At 35.1% G+C, this 23976-nt stretch carries 25 protein-coding genes, 1 tRNA gene, 2 pseudogenes and 2 riboswitches; of the genes and pseudogenes, 9 read left to right on the forward strand and 19 right to left on the reverse strand.

The features are described 5' to 3' along the window. Positions 1-9: 9 nt before the first annotated feature. The 3 genes from I5818_RS21565 to mreBH all read left to right on the forward strand — a co-directional run bounded on the left by I5818_RS21565 (position 10) and on the right by mreBH (position 2803). Positions 10-846 carry a TIGR03943 family putative permease subunit gene (locus I5818_RS21565; RefSeq protein ID WP_058003018.1) on the forward strand — a complete coding sequence of 279 codons (837 nt, stop codon included), beginning with the start codon at positions 10-12 and terminating at the stop codon, positions 844-846. A gap of 150 nt (positions 847-996) precedes the next feature. Continuing rightward, positions 997-1527, forward strand: a complete 531-nt coding sequence (gene speG, locus I5818_RS21570; RefSeq protein WP_058003019.1) for a spermidine N1-acetyltransferase — start codon at positions 997-999, stop codon at positions 1525-1527. Positions 1528-1795: 268 nt separating this feature from the next. After that, a complete protein-coding gene (gene mreBH, locus I5818_RS21575) occupies positions 1796-2803 on the forward strand; it encodes a rod-share determining protein MreBH (RefSeq protein ID WP_078110457.1) in 1008 nt (335 codons plus the stop codon). A gap of 90 nt (positions 2804-2893) precedes the next feature. Here mreBH and I5818_RS21580 read toward each other — a convergent pair whose 3' ends face one another. The 9 genes and pseudogenes from I5818_RS21580 to I5818_RS21620 form a co-directional block, all read right to left on the reverse strand. After that, the gene (locus I5818_RS21580) at positions 2894-4444 is read right to left on the reverse strand and encodes a flotillin lipid rafts scaffold protein FloT (RefSeq protein WP_058003021.1); all 1551 of its coding nucleotides are present in this window, start codon (positions 4442-4444) and stop codon (positions 2894-2896) included. Between the two features lie 83 nt (positions 4445-4527). Continuing rightward, entirely contained in the window at positions 4528-5097 is a 570-nt protein-coding gene (locus I5818_RS21585) for an NfeD family membrane protein (protein ID WP_058003022.1), read from the reverse strand. Positions 5098-5316: 219 nt separating this feature from the next. Then, complete coding sequence (locus I5818_RS21590) at positions 5317-5958, reverse strand: queuosine precursor transporter (RefSeq protein WP_078110459.1); 642 nt, start codon at positions 5956-5958, stop codon at positions 5317-5319. Positions 5959-5975: 17 nt separating this feature from the next. Then, positions 5976-6305 (reverse strand): annotated as a pseudogene (queF, locus tag I5818_RS21595) (preQ(1) synthase); the annotation flags it as partial. Between the two features lie 456 nt (positions 6306-6761). After that, complete coding sequence (locus I5818_RS21600; RefSeq protein ID WP_390883466.1) at positions 6762-6938, reverse strand: tunnelling fold family protein; 177 nt, start codon at positions 6936-6938, stop codon at positions 6762-6764. Between the two features lie 120 nt (positions 6939-7058). Then, a riboswitch (PreQ1 riboswitch) is annotated at positions 7059-7105 on the reverse strand. Positions 7106-7172: 67 nt separating this feature from the next. Next, a complete protein-coding gene (locus I5818_RS21605) occupies positions 7173-8309 on the reverse strand; it encodes a bifunctional cystathionine gamma-lyase/homocysteine desulfhydrase (protein ID WP_078111311.1) in 1137 nt (378 codons plus the stop codon). A gap of 16 nt (positions 8310-8325) precedes the next feature. Continuing rightward, positions 8326-9240: a PLP-dependent cysteine synthase family protein gene (locus I5818_RS21610; protein WP_058003025.1), complete on the reverse strand. Its 915-nt coding sequence runs from the start codon at positions 9238-9240 to the stop codon at positions 8326-8328. A 79-nt stretch (positions 9241-9319) separates the two neighbouring features. Further along, positions 9320-9790, reverse strand: a complete 471-nt coding sequence (locus I5818_RS21615; RefSeq protein WP_078111312.1) for an S-ribosylhomocysteine lyase — start codon at positions 9788-9790, stop codon at positions 9320-9322. Positions 9791-9838: 48 nt separating this feature from the next. Beyond that, positions 9839-10483, reverse strand: a complete 645-nt coding sequence (locus tag I5818_RS21620) for a class I SAM-dependent methyltransferase (RefSeq protein ID WP_058003027.1) — start codon at positions 10481-10483, stop codon at positions 9839-9841. Between the two features lie 178 nt (positions 10484-10661). Here I5818_RS21620 and I5818_RS21625 point away from each other — a divergent pair, with 178 nt between their 5' ends. Further along, positions 10662-11225 carry a beta-class carbonic anhydrase gene (locus tag I5818_RS21625; RefSeq protein WP_078111313.1) on the forward strand — a complete coding sequence of 188 codons (564 nt, stop codon included), beginning with the start codon at positions 10662-10664 and terminating at the stop codon, positions 11223-11225. A gap of 49 nt (positions 11226-11274) precedes the next feature. On the opposite strand, the gene I5818_RS21630 is transcribed toward I5818_RS21625, so the two are convergent. Next, positions 11275-11571, reverse strand: coding sequence for a hypothetical protein (locus I5818_RS21630; protein ID WP_139254846.1), 297 nt, complete (start codon positions 11569-11571; stop codon positions 11275-11277). Between the two features lie 310 nt (positions 11572-11881). Next, positions 11882-11969, reverse strand: a riboswitch (cyclic di-GMP riboswitch). Positions 11970-12388: 419 nt separating this feature from the next. Between I5818_RS21630 and I5818_RS21635 the strand changes: the two genes are divergently transcribed. Both I5818_RS21635 and I5818_RS21640 read left to right on the forward strand, forming a co-directional pair. After that, positions 12389-12586: a hypothetical protein gene (locus I5818_RS21635; RefSeq protein ID WP_058003030.1), complete on the forward strand. Its 198-nt coding sequence runs from the start codon at positions 12389-12391 to the stop codon at positions 12584-12586. A 118-nt stretch (positions 12587-12704) separates the two neighbouring features. Next, complete coding sequence (locus I5818_RS21640; protein WP_078111345.1) at positions 12705-13943, forward strand: ATP-binding protein; 1239 nt, start codon at positions 12705-12707, stop codon at positions 13941-13943. 193 nt (positions 13944-14136) lie between these two features. Here I5818_RS21640 and I5818_RS21645 read toward each other — a convergent pair whose 3' ends face one another. The 9 genes and pseudogenes from I5818_RS21645 to I5818_RS21685 form a co-directional block, all read right to left on the reverse strand. Further along, the gene (locus I5818_RS21645; RefSeq protein WP_169792979.1) at positions 14137-14298 is read right to left on the reverse strand and encodes a hypothetical protein; all 162 of its coding nucleotides are present in this window, start codon (positions 14296-14298) and stop codon (positions 14137-14139) included. 46 nt (positions 14299-14344) lie between these two features. Continuing rightward, a complete protein-coding gene (locus I5818_RS21650; RefSeq protein ID WP_058003032.1) occupies positions 14345-15112 on the reverse strand; it encodes a hypothetical protein in 768 nt (255 codons plus the stop codon). Further along, positions 15096-15623, reverse strand: coding sequence for an RNA polymerase sigma factor (locus I5818_RS21655; RefSeq protein WP_058003033.1), 528 nt, complete (start codon positions 15621-15623; stop codon positions 15096-15098). The genes I5818_RS21650 and I5818_RS21655 overlap by 17 nt, the downstream gene beginning before the upstream one ends. 713 nt (positions 15624-16336) lie before the next feature. Next, positions 16337-16714: a dihydroxyacetone kinase phosphoryl donor subunit DhaM gene (dhaM, locus tag I5818_RS21660; protein WP_313902898.1), complete on the reverse strand. Its 378-nt coding sequence runs from the start codon at positions 16712-16714 to the stop codon at positions 16337-16339. Continuing rightward, positions 16711-17352 (reverse strand): annotated as a pseudogene (dhaL, locus tag I5818_RS21665) (dihydroxyacetone kinase subunit DhaL). The gene dhaM and the pseudogene dhaL overlap by 4 nt, the downstream one beginning before the upstream one ends. Positions 17353-17360: 8 nt before the next feature. Then, positions 17361-18356 (reverse strand): dihydroxyacetone kinase subunit DhaK, encoded by a 996-nt coding sequence (gene dhaK / locus I5818_RS21670; protein WP_078110062.1) that lies wholly within the window; start codon positions 18354-18356, stop codon positions 17361-17363. Between the two features lie 300 nt (positions 18357-18656). Next, positions 18657-20150, reverse strand: a complete 1494-nt coding sequence (gene glpK / locus I5818_RS21675) for a glycerol kinase GlpK (protein WP_058003036.1) — start codon at positions 20148-20150, stop codon at positions 18657-18659. A 12-nt stretch (positions 20151-20162) separates the two neighbouring features. Continuing rightward, positions 20163-20978, reverse strand: a complete 816-nt coding sequence (locus I5818_RS21680; RefSeq protein WP_058003037.1) for an MIP/aquaporin family protein — start codon at positions 20976-20978, stop codon at positions 20163-20165. 201 nt (positions 20979-21179) lie between these two features. Beyond that, positions 21180-21725 carry a glycerol-3-phosphate responsive antiterminator gene (locus I5818_RS21685; RefSeq protein WP_058003038.1) on the reverse strand — a complete coding sequence of 182 codons (546 nt, stop codon included), beginning with the start codon at positions 21723-21725 and terminating at the stop codon, positions 21180-21182. Between the two features lie 310 nt (positions 21726-22035). Here I5818_RS21685 and I5818_RS21690 point away from each other — a divergent pair, with 310 nt between their 5' ends. The 3 genes from I5818_RS21690 (at position 22036) to I5818_RS21700 (ending at position 23903) form a co-directional block, all read left to right on the forward strand. Next, on the forward strand, positions 22036-22482 hold the full coding sequence (locus I5818_RS21690; protein WP_058003039.1) for a helical membrane plugin domain-containing protein: 447 nt from the start codon (positions 22036-22038) through the stop codon (positions 22480-22482). A 26-nt stretch (positions 22483-22508) separates the two neighbouring features. Next, on the forward strand, positions 22509-23687 hold the full coding sequence (locus I5818_RS21695; RefSeq protein ID WP_058003040.1) for an NAD(P)/FAD-dependent oxidoreductase: 1179 nt from the start codon (positions 22509-22511) through the stop codon (positions 23685-23687). A gap of 143 nt (positions 23688-23830) precedes the next feature. Next, positions 23831-23903, forward strand: a tRNA-Arg gene (locus I5818_RS21700). Positions 23904-23976 lie beyond the last annotated feature (73 nt).

Below are 23976 nucleotides of genomic sequence, written 5' to 3' on the forward strand. Positions count from 1 at the left end.
GGGCTACAGATGCTACGATTTTTGATTTTACTTGGCTTTTCATTTCTTTTTATGCATTTGCATGTGACAGGATCGATCTCGAAATATATAAATATGAAGTATTCATATATTTCCTATATCACCATCTTTGTTATGTTTTTCCTTACTTTTGTTCAGCTTTTCTTTTATATAAAAGGAGATAAACATAAAGAGGAAGATTGTGAATATGGGTGCGATCATCATCATGAAAGGAATAGCTGGAAAGAGTATATCTTTTATCCAGTTCTCATATTCCCGATTATCTCTGTCTTTTTTATTCCCATTGCTACACTTGATTCAAATATAGTGAAGGCAAAAGGGTTTAATTTTGACGTGTATAATGATAAAGACGCCTCAGCTATCCATCAGTTTTTACAGCCGGATTCTAGTATCTATTATGGGCAAGAAGGCTATGATGAATATATGGATAAGGCTAAGAAAAAGTTTGTAAATAACAATAATCGCGTGATTTTAAATGATAAAGATTATCTCATTGGAATGGAAACCATTTATAAGTTTCCTGGTTATTTCGATGATAAAACCATCCAAGTACAAGGCTTTACCTATAATGAAAAAGAGCTTGAATCAAATCAAATCTTCTTATTTCGATTTGGGATTATCCATTGTGTTGCCGACTCAGGAGTATTTGGGATGTTAGTACAGTTTCCTGATGATATTAAATTTAAAAATGATGAATGGATTCAGGTAGAAGGTAAACTAAGCAATGAATATTACCAGCCGTTTAAGAAAACAATTCCGATCTTAGAAGTAACCGGATGGAAAACTATTCCAAAACCAGAAGATCCTTATGTATATCGCACTTATTAAAAAAGGTTCTATCGGAGTTTCAAGTTATTAAACAGAGCCTTATTAAAACCCATGACTTTTAATCATGGGTTTTTTCGTATTGAATTAGTAATCAATTGATTCCTTCTTGGATAAAATAAAATGAACATGTTAAGGGAGGAATGGTTTTCTTTGAGTGATGAAATTAAGTTACGTCCTTTAGAAAGAGCCGATTTAGAATTTGTTCACGCTCTAAATATAAATGCAAACATTATGTCCTATTGGTTTGAAGAGCCATATGAAGCATTTGTTGAATTACAGGATTTATATGACAAGCATATACATGATCAGGGAGAACGGAGATTTATAATTAAAAACAATAAAGAAATGCTAGGTTTAGTTGAAATTGTTGAAATTGATTATATCCACCGAAGAGCTGAATTCCAGATCATTATTGACCCCAAGCATCAAGGACATGGGTATGCGACTATTGCATCTCAATTGGCAATGAAATATGCCTTTTCCGTTTTAAATATGCATAAGCTCTATTTAATTGTAGATAAAAACAATGCAAAAGCCATTCATATTTATAAAAAAGTTGGATTTAAATTAGAAGGAAAACTAAAGGATGAGTTTTTTGTAGATGGAGAATATCATGATGCTCTAAGAATGTGTATTTTTCAGGATGAATACTTAGGTAGAACCAGTATCTCTCATCAATGATACTGGTTCTTACAATTATATGACTATTACATAAAATGAAATAGATTACAATTTTTAAATTTTGTTAACATACAAATTAACGGATTGAAAAAAGTATGCATAAATCCCTTTTATATCAACGTTTCTAATCAATATCCAAATACCTTAAAATGTAACAAACCTTTATGGAATAAAATGTATTCATCTTTACCGACATAAATGTCCTATACTTTATTGAAGTAGTATATATATAAAGAAACGATTTAATTTGAAGGTAAGGTGAATCCATATGTTTTCAGGTACAGAAATAGGGATCGATTTGGGTACTGCAAATATATTAGTCTATAGTAAAAATAAAGGTGTAGTATTAAATGAACCATCCGTCGTTGCCATTAACACTGACACTAAACGGGTGCTTGCATTTGGTATGGATGCTAAAAACATGATAGGAAAAACCCCAGGTAAAATAGTTGCCATCCGTCCTTTGCGTGATGGTGTCATCGCAGACTACGATATTACAACTGAAATGTTAAAATTAATCATGAGAAAAATCAGTAAACAACTAGGATTCGCAGTCCGCAAACCAAATGTTATCGTATGCACCCCATCAGGTGCCACTTCTGTCGAAAGGCGTGCGATACAGGATGCGGTTAAAAATGCCGGTGCAAAAAATGTCCATTTAATCGAGGAACCAGTTGCAGCAGCAATGGGAGCAGATTTACCAGTGGACGAGCCAGTTGCAAATGTTGTAGTAGACATTGGTGGTGGTACCACAGAAGTGGCTATCATTTCTTACGGAGGAGTGGTTACTTGTAATACTCTTCGTATTGGTGGAGACAAAATGGACGAGGATATCATCCAATATATTCGTAAGAATTATAATCTCCTAATTGGTGAAAGGACGGCTGAACAGTTGAAAATGGAAATTGGGTATGCACCTGTAAGTCACGAAGGACTGACAATGGATGTCAGAGGACGTGACTTAGTGTCTGGACTACCAAAAACGATCACACTTCATTCCAAGGAAATTCAACATGCTATCAGTGATTCCTTATTAAGTGTACTTGAAAGTATACGAGCTACATTAGAAAACTGTCCTGCTGAATTAAGTGGTGATATTGTTGATCGTGGTGTTATTTTATCTGGTGGCGGTGCTTTACTAAATGGAATGCAGGAATGGCTAAGTAAGGAAATCATCGTACCTGTACACCTTGCACCAAGTCCATTGGAATCCGTTGCAATCGGAACAGGCCGATCATTGCAATTTATTAATAAGCTACAAACTGTAGCTAAATAATAAAATAGTTTCAACATAAAAATTCTCTGTCTATCATTTGCATGAGAAAAGGGCAATTTCGTAAGTAGTTTACGAAATTGCCCTATTTTTTTATTCTTCTTCTTTCTTACCAGCAGCAAGCTGATTATTAGATTCTTTCATTTCGTAAGTGAGTTGATCGATACTACTACGGATATTCCCTTTACCTGAGAGATTTTCAAGTAATTCCTTCACATCAATACCTGACGATGCTTTTAATGATTCTTGTAATGTAGACATCAAGTTAGTTGCATAGCCTGTCACCTTATTAGCGCCGCCTTCACTTCCACTACTTCCTGTATCAACAATTGTAATCTTATCAATATTTGCTAATGGGCTAGCCACTTGTTTTGCATATTCAGGAAGCATTTTCATAACCATATCGAGTACAGCAGCCTGACCAAACTGTTCAAAGGCTTCAGCAATTTTTCTCTTAGCTTCCGCTTCAGCCAGACCTTTAAGGCGAATAATGTCAGCTTCAGTTTCCCCTTGTGCCCGTTGAGCCTCTGCTTTCGCTAAACCATCTACACGTACTCTTTCAGCTTCTGCTTTTGCCATTGCTTCAATACGGTATTTATTTGCATCTGCTTCAGCAAATTCCTTAGCCTTATTCGCAACGGCAGCCTGTTCTACTGCATAACGATCAGCATCCGCTTTTTTCTTCACTTCAGAGTCATATTGACGCTCACGACGTAAAATTTCTTTTTCTTCTAATTCAATTTGCTTTTGACGTTCAATAATTTTAATTTGCATTTCTTGTTCTGTAACATCCTGCTTCGCACGAGCTGTTTCCAAATCATAGGCTTGGTCGGCTTTCGCTCTAGCAATATCTTGCTCACGGCGATATTCAGCAATTTTTAATTGGTTTACTTTTTCTGCCTCCGCGATCTCAGTGGCACGCTCTAATTCAGCCTTTTTTGCATCCTTAGCAGCTTCTGCACGTTTAATTCTTGTCTCTTTATCCGCTTCAGCTGTTGCAATATCTGCATCTCGTTTTACTTGGGCAATACGTGGTTTACCTAATGAATCTAAATAGCCGTTTTTATCACGTACTTCTTTAATAGTAAATGATACAATGATTAAACCCATTTTTGCTAAATCTTGTGAAGCCACACGTTGAACTTCTTGTGAGAATTTGTCACGATTTTTATAGATTTCTTCAACAGTCATCGACCCAAGAATAGACCGAAGATGTCCTTCTAATACTTCTTTCGCTTCATTTTCGCGATCTTCCTTTGTTTTCCCCAAGAATTGTTCAGCTGCTGTAGCTATTTCACCAATAGATCCACCGATTTTAATAATCGCCGTACCATCAGCCATGACCGGAACTCCTTGCTCCGTATACACTTCTGGTGTTGTTACCTCGAGTTTACTTGATAGCAAGCTCAGTGGCTGTGCTTGTTGGAATACAGGCAGTACGAATGTACCTCCACCACGAATGATCTTTATCTTATTACCAGATTCATCTGTATGAACATTACGACCACCTAAGTAACTTCCTGTTACAATTAATGCTTCATCAGGGCCTGCCGTACGATATTTCGAAATAAATACAGCGATTAAAGCTATAATAAGAAATGCTACAATCCCAATGATGACTAATAATCCTACATTTTCAAACATTGTTTCTCCCCCTTACATGTTTTCTTTATATTTAATATGGACACTTGATGTTGAATAAAATGGTGTCCAAATACTTAACCTTTTTATGGAGTTGTATTTGTTGTCGATCCTAACTCTTCATTATATAAACGATTATTTTCATAAGGGACAACATATAGAACGCCATCTTTCACTTCAATAATAAGTACCTGTTTTCCTTCTTCAATAGCAATATTGTCATAGCTTGCTGATGGTTTGGAAATCATCCCACTTTTACTATCAATTACTACTTCACCAAAACCGTTTTCCGGAATAGAAATGATTAGTTTTCCCACTCTTCCTTTTAAAGAATCCTCTGTATAACTAAGTGACTCTTCTGCTGAGGATAATGGAATAAGTACAAATACATTTAACAATATGACTAGAATAATCGAAATAATTGCAGAAATAGCCATGATGAGTAAGCTTGATAAAGGAGTGACTTTTTCAAAGATGTACCCTGAAGCAGAGAAAAAAGTAATAAATGAAAGCACTAAAACTGGATGTAGAAAACCAAGGGCTTCACCGATCCCATGTAATAGATCGCCAAACAGAATATAAAGGATCGTTAAACTACCTGCAACAATCAATAGTACTAAATAAATTGTTTCAATAGGTGTTCCGAAAATGGTCATTTTCACCAATTCCTTTACTATATATTTTTAAAGACTATGTACATCACACCTCTCAATTTTCCTTACTACCTTATTTACGAATAAAATGTGATTTAGTTTCAAAAAATGTGACAAAAGTTTTAAAAACTGAGTGAAGTTCTAAAAGAGTTGAAATGTAGGGGGATGCAGTAAGAGTTTTTTCTCTCTGCATCAGATAATCCAATTATACCATAATTCAGATTAGGACAAATATTCCATTTCCTTTTGAGTGGTAATTGCTTTTTTTCTTCGGATCATACCGACAAGTACATAAACAAACGGGGTGGCTATGATTGAAGCAATAAATTTAAATATATATTGTGTACATACCAATGTGAATAAGGCTTCTATTGGCATAGTTCCATAAAATGCAATAATGATGAAAATGAATGTATCCACTAATTGGCTAAGCATTGTGGACGCATTATTTCTAAGCCATAGTTTTTTTAACCCATGCCTTTGTTTTAGCTTATTAAATACATAAACATCAAGATTCTGACTGATCATATATGAAATTAAACTTGCTAAAATGACCCGGAAGCTTCCGCCTAATATCGTCTTGAATGCATCTTGGTGTTCAAAGAATGGTGCTGGAGGCAAATAAATAGCAATGGTGATAAAAAGGATAGCCAATAATTGAGTAACTAAGCCTGCTCTAACTGTTCTTTGGCCAGCTTCCTTCCCGTAAACCTCAACAATTGTATCGACAATCGGATACGTGCAAATATATATAATTGCTGCAGCAGGTAAAACGGCCCACTCACCGATACTAAATAATTTAACTGCCACTATATTTGCCAAAATTAACAAACCTACAAATATTCCATTTAGATATAACAACATAATCAATTAATCCTTTCTTAACGGTTATCCACCTTTTCAGGATACAAATCATGATTCATCATACGGTAATTGGCCATTTCTTCATACTTGGTACCTGGTTTACCGTAGTTACAATAAGGATCAATTGAAATTCCACCTCTTGGAGTAAATTTACCCCACACCTCAATATAGCGCGGATCTAATAATTTAATTAGGTCATTCATAATGATATTTACGCAATCCTCATGAAAATCCCCATGATTACGAAAACTAAATAAATAAAGTTTCAAAGACTTACTTTCTACGATTTTTTTATCAGGGATATAACTAATATACATCGTTGCAAAGTCGGGTTGACTAGTGATTGGCACTACTTTTATAAGTAGGTGGACTATATCATATTCTTATTTTACTGCGCTATAAAAAAAGAACCCTCGCGCTTCCATCACTAAGATGTACTCTACTTCCTTCCGCAAATAGTACTTTTATTCGCTTCGTATTTGCGTGGTTTCGATAGTCTCTGCACCTTCCTCTGGATAGAGGCTTGGCTCAGGATTAGAATTATAATCTTGAAGAAGATAAATTAGGCTTTTTTCTTGTTTTAGCCTTATTTGGATAGATTTATTGACGATGTATCTTTTTGAATAAATTGTTCAGTAAACCATTCTTTATCTCTCCAAGGATATAACGAATACATAATATCACTCCTCAAAACACAAACATACATTCCCTATTTATACTATATATTCTGTTAAATCTATGAAATTCCTTCCCTGAATTCACGAGGTTTAATCGACAGTGTCTCCACTGAAGTGTGCCCTACTTTATTGACACAAACTAGTAAACTCCGGACAGTTAAACTTTACAAAGTAATCTCGATTCATATGCATATTATCTACTGATTCTAATACTTGAGGCGTATATTCGAATGAGTATTTTGTTCCTTGATTCCCTAACAGAGTCAAATCTGCTAACCCTTCATTTTCTTTTCTTCCAGACATAAAAAAACCTCCTTAAATGATTTCGTACATTTAATAGAGGTTCACATCTCAACAGCCACTAAATAGATGAATAGACAAAATAAAAAGCCATGTCCTAATATGGACATGGCAGATTGTCATAAATCCATAGTTTTTTATAGAGGGTATCAGCTATGAACCTCTCCCGTATGCACGAGTATAAAATTGTACAGCTCTTAGCTTATATAAAATAATTGAAATCGTCAATAGAAAAAACTACTTAACATCCAATGCCTGCTCCAAGTCGGTAAGTAAATCTTCTATATCTTCGATTCCCACAGAAATTCTAATTAAACCATCTTCTATTCCAAGTTCGAGACGACGTTCACGTGGGATGGATGCATGAGTCATTAATGAAGGGATGGAAATAAGACTTTCTACCGCACCTAAACTTTCTGCAAGTGTAAAATATTTAACATTCTTTAAAACAGATAAAGCTTTCTCTTGATTTTCAACTGTGAACGAAATCATCCCTCCAAAGCCAGTTGCTTGTGAAACATGTACTTGGTGACCAGGATGATCCGTAAGTCCTGGGTAAAACACTTTTCCCACCTTAGGATGATCTTGAAGAAATTTAACGACTTCTACTGTGTTCTTTTCAATTTCCTCCATCCGAATGCCTAAAGTTTTTAGTCCACGAATAAGTAACCAGCTATCCTGTGGTCCAAGAATTCCTCCAGTTGAGTTTTGAATAAAATGCAATTGCTCACCTAATTGTTCATCATTTACAACGGCTACACCAGCTACTACATCACTATGCCCACCTAGATATTTTGTACCGCTATGCACAACGATATCTGCTCCTAAATCTAATGGGTTTTGCCAATAAGGAGTACTAAATGTATTATCAACAATAAATTTTAGTTTGTTTTCCTTTGCAAGATCACTTACTGCTTTTATATCAGTAATTTTTAGCAATGGATTAGTTGGCGTCTCCACAAAAATTGCCTTTGTATTCGTCTGAATAGCATTTTTGATCGCATTTAAATCAGATGTATCAACAAATGATACTTCAAGGTTGAAACGGTTTAGCACTTTTGACGTGACACGAAAGGTACCACCATACACATCATCCGTTACTATTATATGGTCTCCAGCGGAAAATAACTGCATCACTGCGGTTATTGCTGCCATGCCAGAACCAAAAGCAAACCCACGTGTACCATTTTCAATATCTGCAATTAGCTTTTCTAATGATTCACGCGTTGGATTTCCCGTTCTTGAATACTCATATGTGAAATTTCCGACACCATCTTGTTTATACGTACTCACCTGGTATATAGGGGTAGAAACTGCACCTGTATATGGATCAACACTTATGCCACCATGAATAAATTTTGTTTTTTTCTTCATTTTGCATCAACACCTTTCATTCATAAATCCCACTACTAATATATCTTTCACTGCTATCTGGAAAAATCGTTACAATATTCGTTCCAGGTTCTGCCTGTTTCGCTTCACGGAGACATGCTTCTAATGCCGCCCCCGATGAACTTCCGATGAGAAGACCTTCATTTCTACCTATTTCTGCTAAGCGAAAAAAAGCGTCCTTATCTGAAATAGTATGGATGAAATCAAAATAATCACGATCGATAAATGGAGGAAGGAATTCCATCCCTATTCCTTCTGTACGATGAGAGCCAGCCTCACCACCATTAAGAATAGAGCCTTCAGGTTCAACAATTACGGTTTTTATGTGAGGCAGCTTTTCTTTTAAAAAACGTGAGGTCCCCATAAATGTGCCCCCTGACCCTGCCCCTGCAACAAAAATGTCAATCTTCCCATCAAGTTCCTCGTATAGCTCTGGTCCTAAGCTCTCATAGTACGTATCTGGATTGGCGAAATTTTGAAACTGACCTGGATAAAAAGAATGAGGAATTTCCTCCAACAATTCCTTTGCCTTTTCAATTGCCCCTTGCATACCAAATGCAGTCGGTGTATTCACTACAGTAGCTCCGAGTGCCCTCATCAATGTTTGTTTTTCAAGACTAAACTTTTCAGGTGTCACAAAAATAGCATTAACCTTAAACTGAATTGCTGCCAATGCCAAGCCAACTCCCGTATTTCCGGCAGTTGGCTCAACAATCGTCCAACCCTCTTTTAATTTCCCTTCATCAAAAGCTCTTTTTAATAAAAATTGGCCTAAGCGATCCTTGATACTTCCACCAGGATTAAAATATTCAAGCTTAGCAAAAATTCGTACACCTTTTGGAAGTGAATATGATGTGATTTCTATCAATGGTGTATGGCCAATTAATTCACTCACATGTTTTACATATTTCATTAAATATCCCTCTCTAATGAAACTAGCAATCTAAAAATTGGATAGCGGTAATAACTAACAATCAATGAACAATCCTTTCTTAAGCAAATACCTTAGACCATTCATTTTTCTTTTCTAACATCGTTTTAGCGATCGCTTGCGCCCCTTCTAAACTATGACTTGCTGCCCAACCGCATTGGACTTCATTACATGCGGGCACCTCTGTAGCTGTTAAGACATCATTCAATGTTTTTTCAAGAATAGTAAGTACATCATCATAATCATTGTGATTAATTAGAGAAAGGTAAAAACCTGTTTGACAGCCCATCGGACTAATATCAACAATATTGTTGGAATAATTTCTACTGAATTCTGCCATCATATGCTCTAAGGAATGGAGTGCTGGCATCTCCATATGCTCTTTATTCGGTTGGCAAAAGCGAATATCATATTTATGAATGATATCTCCATTAAACCCTTCTTTCACCCCTGCTAAACGCACATAAGGAGCTTTTACTTTTGTATGATCTAAATTAAAACTTTCTACATTCATTTTCTTTTCTACTGTCATGTCTACTTTCTCCCTTCTCCTCTTAGATATATTTCTTTATATAATAATCTAACAATTTTGTCTCTTCGCATCAATTAACCATACAAATCGGTTTAATTTTTTGAATTCAACGGAAAAACCATTTTGATTGAAAATAGTTTGCAGAACTGGAATCGTAGTATAATACTCTGTCTCTATATCCGTAGCTAACCGGTTAAATCCTTTTCGTTTAGCCCATTCAATCATTTTCTTTTTTTCATCCTCCGTAGCAAAAACGGTGTCTGCAAAAAGAATTCTCCCATCCGCAGTTAAAAGCTGGCTATATTTTTTAATCGCTTTACCCTTTTCCTCATCTGTTAAATGATGAAAGGCATATGTGCTGACAAAAGTATGAATTGGCACTGATATATTTGGAAATTCAAGAAAGTCTCCATCCCAAATTGGAACCTCTGGTAACTTATCCTTTGCAATTTTTCTCATTTCACTTGATGGTTCCAATCCATATACATTTAATCCTCTATTCAATAATTTCTTAGTTAAATTCCCCGTACCTACCCCGAATTCTACAACGGTACCGGAAGCATTCTTTGCAACTTCTGAAAGAATCACGTCATAATGAGTAAAAACTTCTTCATATTCAGGATCATTTCCAGTTACTGTGTCATCATAAGTATGGGACCACTGATCAAATAGTTCATTAAACTCTCTGCCCACTTTAATCCCCTCATTTCCTATAAAAAAACTATGAATTAAATGTAGCATGAAATAAAGAAATGTGCAATCGAGCAAATGAAAATAGTCCATTCGCCTAATTTGTTTTTCAAGTGTTAAAAATTGAGTTAAAATTAAAAGTGGTTCATTAATTGAAAAGCTATTAATTTGAGGTGATAGAATGACATTATTAAATGATATTCTCAGCTACAATGAGGAATTTGTATCCCTAAAAAAATATGAGGATTTTACAACAACGAAATATCCCGATAAACGTTTAGTAATTCTAACATGTATGGACACTAGACTTGTTGAGCTGCTACATAAAGCAACCAATACCAAAAACGGTGATGTAAAAATAATAAAAAATGCAGGTGCGATTGTTTCTCACCCATTTGGCAGTATTATGAGAAGCTTATTAATCGCTGTTTATGAATTACATGCAGATGAAGTTTTAGTTATTGGTCATCATGATTGTGGAATGAGTGCGATTAACAGTGATTCTGTATTGGAAAAGTTAAAGCAAAGAGGGATAGAGGAACAAACACTAGAAACAATTAAATACTCCGGTATCGATTTACATGAATGGTTCCAAGGCTTTGATCGTGTTGAAGATAGTGTAAAGCATAGTGTAGATATGGTCAAACATCATCCGTTAATGTCAAAAGATATTCCAGTCCATGGTTTAGTTATCGACCCTGAGACAGGAAAATTGGATTTAGTTGTTAATGGATATGAAAATTAAGCTCTCCCTGCCAAATGCAGGGATTTTTCCGCTTAACTTATTTGTCTAATTACATAGAAATTCCATGTAAAATATATTCTAAATAGTGCTTAATATTTGATTTACGGCTATTAATAATTTGAAACATATGAATTAATTCTAGTAATTGATTACGGCTAAGTTTTGTCAGTAATAAATTAATTAATGTCTCACTACTAATTTGAATCTGTTCACCATCACTTAATCTAATATTCAATTCGTTTAATGGAAGAATATATTTATATAACAAATCCTTCATTTGATTTAAACTAATGCGAACACTTGAATATTCTATAGTTGATTCAAGTACAATTTCATTTCCCATCATAATCCTCCTAGAAAACTAGTATGGGGCAATTCTCGTCTCCACCATTTATCATGAAATCATTTGATTTCTTCTGATAAGGCGGTGTGAGCAGAGCCAAGCAGATCAAAATCTTTTGCTATTTAAGTATAAATCTTTATACTATTCAAGTTAGCGACGCTCCGTCCCCTTTTCATCATTCAAAAGTATTTAAAAGGAATCATAATCTTTTCCAAAAAACTTTTGCATGAAACCTTATTAACGAAAAGTGGTAAACAGCAAAAAAACTATTCCCATATAGAAATAGTCAATTTTAATAAGCTCATTATGACTATTCGGCAGCCCGGCGATCATCATTCAAAATGAACCTTAGACCCGTAGCTTTGCGTCCCTCACTTTCGCAAGGTTTGCCATTTCGTTAGAATTTTTGCTACCTAACATTTTATAATGAACATTAATCATTATCAACATTCTTTTGTTCAATTTCAATGAATGTTCACATATACCTTTATTAAATACCTTTTTTTGTAACTTTTCTCTTTTTTATTGTATTAATCATCCATTTTTGGAATAATAATCTATTCAAAAATATCTTCAACCAATATACTAGGATGCTTTCTTATAGTGTATTGCTTTTGTAATAGCCCGACTGTCAGATTTCCCCCCCTAATAAAGACTTCAGAGTTTGTGTAAGAATGAAGCGAGATATGTTTTCAACCTATTTTATTCGTTAAAACTTTATCTAAGTAGCAACAATGAATGTGAAAAAAACATATATTAACATCTATTTTAGTCAATCCTCTTAAATAGTTATGGAAAAATTTAAAAGGAGTGTTCTTCTATGAATAAAGACAGTCTCGCCCAAATCTTTCAATCATTAACCATTCATATGTATCTAAAATTAATAGTATTTGTCCTTATTTTATATGTGTTTGATTGGATCATTACCGAAGTATGTAGAACAAGTAGTAAAAAATTACGTACATTAGGTATTGAAATGTTAGGCTTGATTTTTATTATTTATATTATGCTGTACTAATTTTTATAAAATTTATAAAATTCTAACCAATAGTGGTATAATAGTCGTACATAATGGTTGATATTGATGAACTCGTTACCCATATTCCAACATTACCTTTTCGAAAGAGGATTTGAATATGAAAAGAAATGCTCAAATAATACTAGTTTCTATCTCCATTTTATTTTCTTTGGTTCAGGCGATTTTTTTCGGAGAGTATCATTTTCTAGATATTACTGAATGTTTAGTCGCGACTCTCATCGCTTGGATTGTTGGATGGCAATATGATAAATTAAGATTATTTGCTAAGGAAAGAAAAAAAAGCGAGCAAAATTATAAAAAATTAATAGAGTGGCTCCCCAAGCCTGTAATTATTCATCAAGATAGTATCATTCTATTTGTAAATAAAGCTGCAGAAAAAATGATCGCTGCTCATAACAAAAATGAACTTATCGGTAGATCTATTTATGATTTTCTAATATTTGATTCTAACAACAATATAAAAGAAATTAGAAAAGGACTACAGAAAAATGTAGCAACATCAAGTATTGTTGTGAGATTAAAAAGACTCGATGGTAAAATCATCTTTTTTGAAGTAACCTCCGAATTATCCCAATATGAAGGAAAAGAAATTATCCTTTCGATTGGAAAAGATGTCACAGATGATAAAAAACAAACAGATTCCCTACTACTGAAGTCTGAAAAACTAGCGCTCGTAGGTCAAATGGCGGCTGGAATAGCACATGAGATTCGGAATCCGCTTACTTCCATAAAAGGGTTTATTCAATTATTTCGTTCAAATACCTATCAAAAAGAGTATTATGATATCGTTTTATCAGAATTAGAACGGATTAATCATATCCTAGGTGAATTCCTTGTTTTAGCTAAACCATCAATCACTGTCTTTGAAGAAAATGAACTCGAACCATTAATTAAAGATGTCGTCACTTTAGTAAATACCCAATCAATAATGAATAGTGCGCAAATCATCGTTGAAATCAGTCCCGAACTTCCTACTATTTTATGTGAGAAAAACCAATTAAAACAAGTCCTTATCAATCTTTTAAAAAATGCAATTGAAGCGATGCCAAATGGAGGATTAATTAAAATAAATGCTCAAATGAAAAGTCCAAACCAAATCTCCATCTTTGTAAATGACCATGGAGTAGGAATCCCTAAAGAACGGATTCCTACACTTGGTGAACCTTTTTATACAACTAAGGAAAAGGGAACGGGTCTTGGTCTAATGACCTGCTTCAAAATTATTGAAAGTCATCATGGAGAATTAATAATTGAAAGTGAAGAAGGTATAGGGACGACAATCGAAATACTATTACCAATAAGTTTTCAACCCTTTTTCAGTACACTAAGTTCTTAAAAATCGAAAGCCTCTTGCGAGCATAATAGAGAAAATTAATAAGTGGATGATACTTAAGTCCGTTCTTTTATTGTGAAGAGGTCATTAAGCCTTAAGGCTAGGTTTTGAAGCAATTTTATTATTTAAAAGTAAGAGAGGAGCTAACCATTATCGGGGATTCCCTAAATAGACAGCTCCTTTCTAATTATTTCCTTCAACTCTCAACATCTTTTATTAATATATAATGATTATGCAAAGTTCCCTTCGATGTAGAAACGCCATTTCCTAGAAATATTCTCTCATTTTTAATCCCAGTGACCATTGCCATCGTATCCTTTTCCTTTTGTTTATATATTTGTCCAACCTTTATTTCCATACAATCCCTCCTATCTTCTATTAGTATCCATTAGAATAGAAGAAATTTATTCATGAAATTGAATTTGTTCGGCTAGCTGGATTAACGGCTCCACTTTAGAATCCGGTTGGTGTATATATCCATATTCCACACTATAAATATAATTTGCTGTCACTAAAAATAATTCTGGTGCTAATCCCTCCTTATTTTCCCATAGTACTGCTTTTTTTCCGGATATATTCAATTCCTTTGTATTCGCCTTTTTATATGCTAGCTTTTCCTTAATTACTTCATCAATGGAGGATATAGTGGGTTTTGGCTTAATCATGAGATAATTCCCATCATTACCATAGGAATAAAACACTTCTACATTGGTCAATGCAGTAGAATAAGAAATTGAACTTAAATCTGTGATATTAGGAATTACTTCTTTCAAATCAATTGGAATAGTTGCTTCTTTAGAAATTATCATCGATGTTTTCCCATTAAATGTTATAGGATCCCCAATCTGTATTTTTTTGAATGCTGTTCGATATTTTTTATTCTCATTAGCGACTTGTTGCATATGTAACTCCTCATTTGTTTTTGGATCTGCCATTTGTAACTCCTTATTTTTATCTACCAAGTCATAGCTAAAAATTGTTAGTATTAGAAGGGCCATAGCAGTTGAAGTATAAACAAACAACTTTTTCATTCTCGTTCGAACATTCAACCTTTTCATATCCTGCATTACTTTTTTATGCAAATGTCTACTTCTGTTCTCGTCCCAAATAATTTCTGAATCTAATCTTTCCAAGTATCCATCATAGATACTTTCTTCATACTGTTTTTTCATTCAGAAAAGCCTCCTTTAACATTTTTTCCTCTAATGCAGGAATGGCTCGGAAAAGTGTAGATTTCACCCTGCTCTCAGACCAATTCAAAATCTTAGATGTTTCCTCAATTGAAAACCCTTTAATTTTGCGCAAAATAATAACTTCCCTATATGAACTTTTGAGTTCCCCTAATGCTCGATAAATCTCTTTTGATGTTTCTTTTATTTGGACAATCTCTTCAGGCAGAGGACTCTTATCCTTATTGAAATGTAAGATTTCTTTAAAAATCATAAGAGGTTTCCTCTTTCTCAATTCATCTACTGTAACATTATGACCAATACTAAATAGCCAAGTTTTTGGGCTAGATTCCCCTTTAAATGCATGATAATTCATATATGCTTTCATAAAGGTTTCATGTGTTAAATCTTCTGCTAACTGATAATCCTTTACCATCAATAAAATGTATTTAAAAATTGCATCCCCATACTCCAAATACCATTCCTCGATATCATGTTTCCTCCCTTTCCTCAACTTTCCCCCTCCTATTCTGTTAGAAATTCTATATTTAGACGGAAATAATTATAAAAAGTTTTAAAATTAATAAAATTATTTTTTTGTACCACTATACCTTCATTATAGTAAAAAGGGACCCGTTTAAACGGGTCCCTACCAAATGGTTAGTAAAAAATATAGATGTATTATCCGACAATAGGTTTATTAATAAAATGCAAAAAACACAGTCTACTTTATCTGTTTTCCATTGGTGGTTCGCATTATGATGTTAGTAAATTCATTTGTTTTTGTCAGACGAATTATTTTAATTTCATTGAAGTGCATTTTTTAAGCACTTATATAATTTGTGTCAAAATTGTTTCTCATCTAATTATCATCTTTCTTTCATATTTTTTTAGGATTTTTAGTTTAATATTTTATTCACAAGGACAAGCAAGGCTTTCCTAATACTAGACTCCCCCTAATTTCAGTCTAGTGAACCTCCTTTTTATTTTATATATACCCGACCTAATTTTGGTCGGGATTTTCATTTCTTCGGACTCTCTTTTTAGAAGAGGCTGTTTTGGTATGGTTTGTTGCTTTTGTAAAAGCCAAACTGCGGGTTTTTACACCCAATAAAGAATTCAGCGACATTATGATATTTTCTCAGAAATAAAATACAGCACTCTTCAACCGATAGTGATTCATTAAAACTTTCCTTAATTAGTAACTATATTTGAGAAAGGAGTCTTTCAAAAACATTTTTCCAAGCTCTCAAGAATTTGATCAATCTCTTTACCCATTCCAGCCTCTACCGCCGCAATATATGCTCCTTCTACTAAAGGAATATCCGCAGCGATTTTTATATTCTCATATTGTGAAATTTCAATTGCTAGCTCTGCATTCATCAATGCACTTCCCAAATCATAAAGGAGAATGATACCTTTTGAACTATGTGCTCGTTCTATCGCTGACAGGATTTTCTCCACACTTGTTCCGATCATTTGATGATCTGTTCCACCTGCTAATTGTATCGACACATTGTCAACTACTTGGGAAATGATCTCTTTAATTCCCTCGATAACCTTTATACTATGAGAAATTAGAACAATTCCCACAGTTTCCATCATATTTCACACTCCCTCGCAACTTCAGCAAGTGATTGGAATAGATAAAAAGAGGAAGCTGAACCTGCATCGATATGGCCAATTGATCGTTCTTTTAAATAAGCAGCTCTTCCTTTTATGGCTAGCATTTCTCTTGTTTTCTCCATAGAATTTTTTGCAGTCCTTTCAACATCATTCCAATCAATACTTTGTTTTTCTTAGAACAGGTTAAGAATGGGAATCCAAACATCAAGCATTGTTTTATTACCAACTGCCGCTTTTCCTCGTTGTATCATTCCCTTTACCGCTTCATCAATGGCTAATATAAGAGCCATCCCGTCCACTTTATCTTTTCCTCTCAGGGAGATGGACATTTTCAAAAAAGCAGTGCCATATAAGGGGCCAGACGCTCCGCCAACCTTAGTCATTAGCGTCATGGCAACATCCTTCAAACAATCAGATACCGTTTCATAGCTTGTTACAGAAATTTTATTCACTACTTCTTGAAAGCCTCTAGACATATTAATACCGTGATCACCATCACCTATTGCCTGATCAAGTTCAGTCAAATACTCTTTGTTTGCTTGAACTTTTTCATTCATTTTTTCCATCCATTTTAAAGTAGCATTTACTGTTAAATTCATTTCCTTCCCATCCTTCATATAATCAATTATTTTCGAAATGCAGGGGTAAAGGATTCAGCATCTAATAATTGTTTCAATTCACTATCAAGCTTTAGTAATGTCACCGAACATCCAGCCATTTCTAATGAGGTCATAAACTCACCTACATAGGTTCTATATACGCTTATCCCTTGATTGGATAAGATGTCATGAACCTTTCCATTTACTATATAAAGTTCCATTTCCGGAGTAGATCCTAATCCATTGATCATTACAGCAACCTCATCACCTTTTTGTAAAACCATATCGTCTAAAATCTTTCCTGTAAGCTCTTCTGCAATTTCGTTTGCAGTAGCTATCCCTTTCTTCTCAATTCCAGGCTCTCCATGAATCCCCATCCCTATTTCCATTTCCGTTTCATCAAGAACAAAGCTAGGCTTTCCAGCTGCAGGGACTGTACATGGACTAATGGCCATTCCCATGGAACGAACATTTTGTACTACTTTATCTGCTATAGCTTTTACTTCATGTAATTCAGCACCCGTTTCCGCTTTAGCACCCACAATTTTATGGACAAAGACCGTCCCAGCTATCCCTCTTCGCCCCGTTGGAAACGAACTATCCTCAACAGCAACATCATCATTTACAATGACTTTTTCTACATGAATTCCATCTGCTATAGCAAGTTCTGCAGCCATTTCAAAATTCATTACATCACCCGTATAATTTTTGATCACCATTAAGACACCAGCCCCACTATCTACAGCTTTAATTGCTTCATAGACTTGATCAGGTGTTGGGGAAGTAAACACTTCACCAGCTACTGCTGCATCAAGCATCCCTTTCCCAACATATCCTGCATGTGCTGGTTCATGACCACTACCACCTCCACTAATAATTCCAACTTTATTCGGAACTGGAGAATCCTTTCTAACAATAACTGTCGTTCCTTCAATAACCTTCAATTCATTTGGAAACGCAGCAAGTACTCCTTTTAACATATCTTGGACTACTTGATTAGGATCATTGATAATTTTTTTCATGATAACCCCACTCCTAAATAATGATTAATATAAAAAGGCTGTTTTCGTATCGTTGTTGTTTTTGTAAAAGCCCAAACTACCAACTTTTTATACCTAATAAAGGATGCTTTTCTCCGTTAAATGTGAAAGATGTAGCGGTCTTCAGGCGATAGTTAATTAGTAATCTTTACTTAATAGCAACAAGGCGTGAAAAAAGGCCTATAAAAAAAGACCACAATCCATCCAAGACAATATCTTTTGATGCTTGCGGTCTCTATGTCCTTGCCATTCTATTAACCTATACGAGTAATAATTATTAAATTACGCTTTAAATGCCCGTGTAGCAGCTACTGCCCTTTGCCATCCCTCATACAGCTTCTTACTTATTTCTCGATCTAATTTATTAGTAAACGTAGTTTCTATTTTCCATTGCTTTGAAATTTCTTCTCTATCCTTCCAATAGCCAACAGCTAAGCCTGCTAGATAGGCAGCACCTAATGCAGTTGTCTCACTGACTATTGGGCGATCAACAGGTGTACCGAGAATATCACTCTGGAACTGCATGAGGAAATTATTTTTCACCGCACCACCATCGACACGTAGGGTTTTCAGCTCAATCCCTGAATCAGAGATCATTGCATCTAACACATCCTTCGTTTGGTATGCAAGGGATTCTAATGTCGCTCGAATAAAATGTTCCTTTGTTGTTCCTCGCGTTAAACCAAATACTGCACCACGCGCATCACTATCCCAATAAGGAGTTCCGAGCCCAACAAAAGCAGGTACCATATAAACTCCGTCTGTTGATTCCACTTTTGTTGCATACGCTTCACTGTCAGGAGCATGCTCAAACATTTTTAATCCATCTCTTAACCATTGAATCGCTGAGCCAGCGACAAAGATACTTCCTTCAAGGGCATACTCAACTTTCCCATCAACGCCCCATGCAAGAGTAGTTAGTAGCCCATGATCAGATTTTACTCCTTTTTCTCCCGTATTCATTAGCATGAAGCATCCGGTTCCATAAGTATTTTTTGCCATGCCTTTTTCAAAACATGCTTGCCCGAATAATGCTGCTTGCTGATCACCCGCAATTCCAGCTATCGGTATTTCATGACCAAAGAAATGATAAGAAACGGTATTTGCATATATTTCCGAAGATGGTCTCACCTCTGGCAGCATACTTTTTGGCACATTAAGAATGTCTAATAATTCATCGTCCCATTTTAAATCATAGATATTATACATTAGTGTTCGAGAGGCATTTGAATAGTCAGTAACATGCCTTTTCCCGCCCGATAGCTTGTAAACCAACCATGTGTCAATCGTTCCAAATAATAATTCGCCTTTTTCTGCCTTTTCTCTTGCTCCCTCAACATGATCAAGAATCCATTTAACCTTTGTCCCTGAAAAATAAGCATCAATGAGTAATCCTGTTTTCTCTCTAAACAAATCATTGTAACCCTTTTCACGGAGATCTTTACAAATGTCATCTGTTTGCCTGGATTGCCAAACAATAGCTTTATAAATTGGTTTACCAGTATTCTTATCCCATACAACCGCCGTTTCGCGTTGATTCGTAATCCCAATACCAGCCACTTGATCTGGTTCAATATCTGCTTTTCTTATGACTTCAGCCATACACGCCAAAATGGATGTCCAAATCTCGTTTGCATCATGTTCAACCCAGCCCGGTTTTGGAAAAAATTGTTCAAACTCCCTCTGAGCCGTTTCAATAATTTCTCCTTCATGATTAAATAGAATCGCACGTGAGCTTGTTGTTCCTTGGTCAAGAGCTAGTATATATCGATTCATGTATTTTCCCCCTCACAACTTGTTTTTTGAAAGATTTCTATTTTTTAATTCATTCATTAGTGCACCGATAAATATTATGACAATGACAACGCTAACAATCCAGAATGCAATTGTAAACTTTCCTATAAAGATAGCTTTATAAAATAATGCTCCATAAGTTCCTCCAAGGATGGGGCCAATGATTGGAATCCAGGCATATCCCCAGTCAGAGCTTCCTTTCCCAATAATCGGTAATATCGCATGGGCAAGCCTTGGTCCGAGATCACGTGCAGGATTAATTGCGTAACCTGTTGTTGCCCCTAATGATAAACCAATCGCTACGATTAATAAACCAACAATGGCAGGATTTAACCCTTCCGTAAATTCATTCGCACCAATAAATAATAACCCCATAATAAGGACAAATGTACCAATCATTTCACTTACCAAATTCGAAAGAGTACTTCGAATGGCAGGACCCGTTGAAAAAACTGCAAGCTGATCCCCTGGATCTTTTGTTTCTTTCCAATGTGGGAGATATTGAAAAAAGACAATTACACCACCGATGAAACCTCCAATTAATTGTGCCAGAATATATAGAGGCACTTTATCCCACGGAAACTCACCAATGGAAGCAAATCCAATTGTAACAGCAGGATTTAAATGTGCTCCAGAAATACTTCCTACTGCATAGACACCCATTGTCACTGCAAGACCCCAGCCAATCGCTATAACGATCCATCCTGCGCCTTCAGCTTTTGTCTTTTTAAGGACTACCCCGCCGACAACACCACCACCAAAGATAATAAGAATCATCGTTCCAATCAATTCGGCAAGAAATTCAGACATCATCCCATCTCCCTTTAAGTAAGAGTCAATTTCTACAAGTCAATGATTGGGACATCAAAAAAGACCCAAAATCAATATACTATTTATCCAAGGATAAACAGCTATTGAAAATGGGTCTCCGTATCTCCATCCACCTATTAACTTGTTAGTTACAGGTTAATGCGGAATATCAAGAAAGTCAACCCGGTTTATTAAAAATTTTTATAATTCCCATAATAATGGCATTGAGGTTGTGATTGCCCTAGCTCCCTTACTAAATGCGTATTCAATATCTTGTTTTGTCCTTATTAACCCTCCTGCAATAATTGGTATCCCCGTTTTTTCATATACCTCTTCTAAGATAAACGGCACAATACCAGGTAGGATTTCAATATAATCTGGCTTTAACGTATTTATCATTTTAATACTATTTTCTAGAGCATGACTGTCTAATGCAAACACTCTTTGAATAGAAGTTACATTATTTCTTTTAGCATAAGTAATCGCGCTCCCTCTAGTGGATATAATCCCATCTACCTTCATATCTCTAATCAGAAAATCTAATCCATATTCATCCGCTTTTAATCCTTGAATTAAGTCGACATGTACGAGTACCTGCTTATCCATTTGCTTTGCATGCTTTACTGCATGTAGAAGTAGTGAAAGGCGAGTTTCTAAAAAAACAATATGCTTCTTTTCACTCTTCAAGATTTTATCAAACCCCTTCATACCTCTTATCGCCGGGATAATGCCCTCTAATTGGATCAATTAATCACCTCACTTTTGTCTTATTCATTCATATGAAGAAAAATTTAAAAAAAGACGAGCGTAAGTCATTTTTCAAAGGGGGAAAATAGAAAATGCTCAGTGATCAATTTGTTTGAAAAAACTCTATTTTATGTATTTAAAATAAGGGGTTTTCCAGTTGCAAACGCAATATTTTCCTCTTGTGATTTTATTGATACAATATAGGAAGAAATTTATATATATTTTTATAAAAAATCCACACTAATTAATGGACAAGTATTTAGAAGTGGAGTAGCCTAGTAGTGATGCCTAAAGAAAAGGAGAATTGAAAATGTCAGATACTAACAATCAAACAAACGCTGAGCTTAATGTACAAAAACCTGTTCCTAGCCAGCAACAACTTGATGTGCTTGATCAGTTATTAAAGCCTGAAGTTCAGGAATCATTGACTGTATTAGTTGAACAATTGCCAAAACTAACAGAACTCGTTACTATCTTAACGAAGTCCTATGATTTTGCAAAATCAGTTTCTACAGATGAAGTACTAAAAAATGATACAGTTGGAGCAATTTCTGAGATTGTAGAACCAATCAAAACAAGTGTAAAAAGCATTGCTCAAACAGCTATCGAAGCAAAAGATCTTGCTGAAGAGAACAATGGTGAAGTAATCGGATTATTTGGTCTGCTTAGAATGTTAAAAGACCCACAAGCACAAAAACTATTCCGTTTCCTAAGTGCATTTCTTCAAGTGTCTGAACAACGTAGTAAACAACGATAATTTCTTTATAGGATGGAGGATAAACTATGTCAAAACATATCGTCATTTTAGGTGCTGGGTATGGTGGCCTTCTATCAGCATTAAATATTCGTAAATATTTAGATAAGTCAGAAGCTACTGTTACAGTTATTAATCAGTACCCAACACACCAAATCATCACTGAGCTTCATCGCTTAGCTGCAGGAAATATTTCTGAACAAGCGATTGCAATGCCATTAGAAAAACTATTCAAAGGAAAAGATATTGATCTTAAAATTTCAAAGGTCACTTCTTTCTCAGTAGACAAAAAAGAAATACATCTTGCAGATAGCACTGCACTTAAATATGATGTTCTTGTTGTCGGCCTAGGTAGTGTTACTTCTTATTTCGGAATTCCAGGATTAGAAGAAAACAGTATGGTATTAAAATCTACAAATGATGCGAACAAAATTTTCCGTCATATTGAAGGACGTATTCAAGAATACGCAAAAACAAAAAATGAAGCAGATGCTACAATCCTTATTGGTGGCGGTGGCTTAACTGGAGTAGAATTAGTCGGTGAAATCGTTGACACTATTCCAGGTGTAGCTAAAAAATATGGAATTGATCCAAAAGAACTTAAAATTATGCTTGTAGAAGCTGGTCCTAAAATTTTACCAGTTTTACCAGACCACTTAATCGAGCGAGCTACAACAAGCTTAGAAAAACGTGGCGTTAAATTCTTAACTGGTCTTCCTGTAACAAATGTTGAAGGCAATACGGTTGATTTAAAAGATGGTCAAAAGATTGTAACTAATACATTTGTTTGGACTGGTGGGGTACAAGGAAATCCACTAGTTGGTGAATCAGGTCTTGAAGTAAATCGTGGCCGTGCAACAGTCAATGAATATCTTCAATCTGTTTCTCATCCTGATGTATTTGTTGTAGGTGACAGTGCTGTATTAATGGCTCCTAATGGGCGTCCATATGCTCCAACTGCACAAAATGCATGGCAAATGGGTGAACTTGTTGGATACAATGTCTTTGCTTTAATCGCAGATAAGAAATTAGAAGAATTCTCTCCAGTAGATTCTGGAACACTTGCAAGTCTTGGTCGAAAAGATGCAGTTGCTATTATCGGTGGAAATCAAACACCATTAAAAGGTCTTCCAGCATCTTTAATGAAGGAAGCAAGTAATATTCGTTACTTATCTCATATCAAAGGGTTATTCAGCCTAGCTTATTAAACCTTTCATCATAAACTAAAAAGCAAAGGCAGCTAAAAGCCTACAATGCCTTTGCTTTTCTATTCTTTTTGAGTCTCTAACTTTTCAAAATAAGATAATTCATATATAATATTAGTGTCGTTAAATGAAAAATAATTTATTATGGCTCCGTAGCTCAGCGGATAGAGCGTTGGTTTCCTAAACCATGCGTCGGAGGTTCGAGTCCTCTCGGGGCCGTTAATAAAAACTCAAGAAAGACAAGGGTTTCAGTAATTTTGAAACCCTTGTCTTTTTATTTATTTTTATCATT

It is taken from the genome of Heyndrickxia oleronia (genome assembly GCF_017809215.1).
Taxonomy (GTDB): domain Bacteria; phylum Bacillota; class Bacilli; order Bacillales; family Bacillaceae_C; genus Heyndrickxia; species Heyndrickxia oleronia.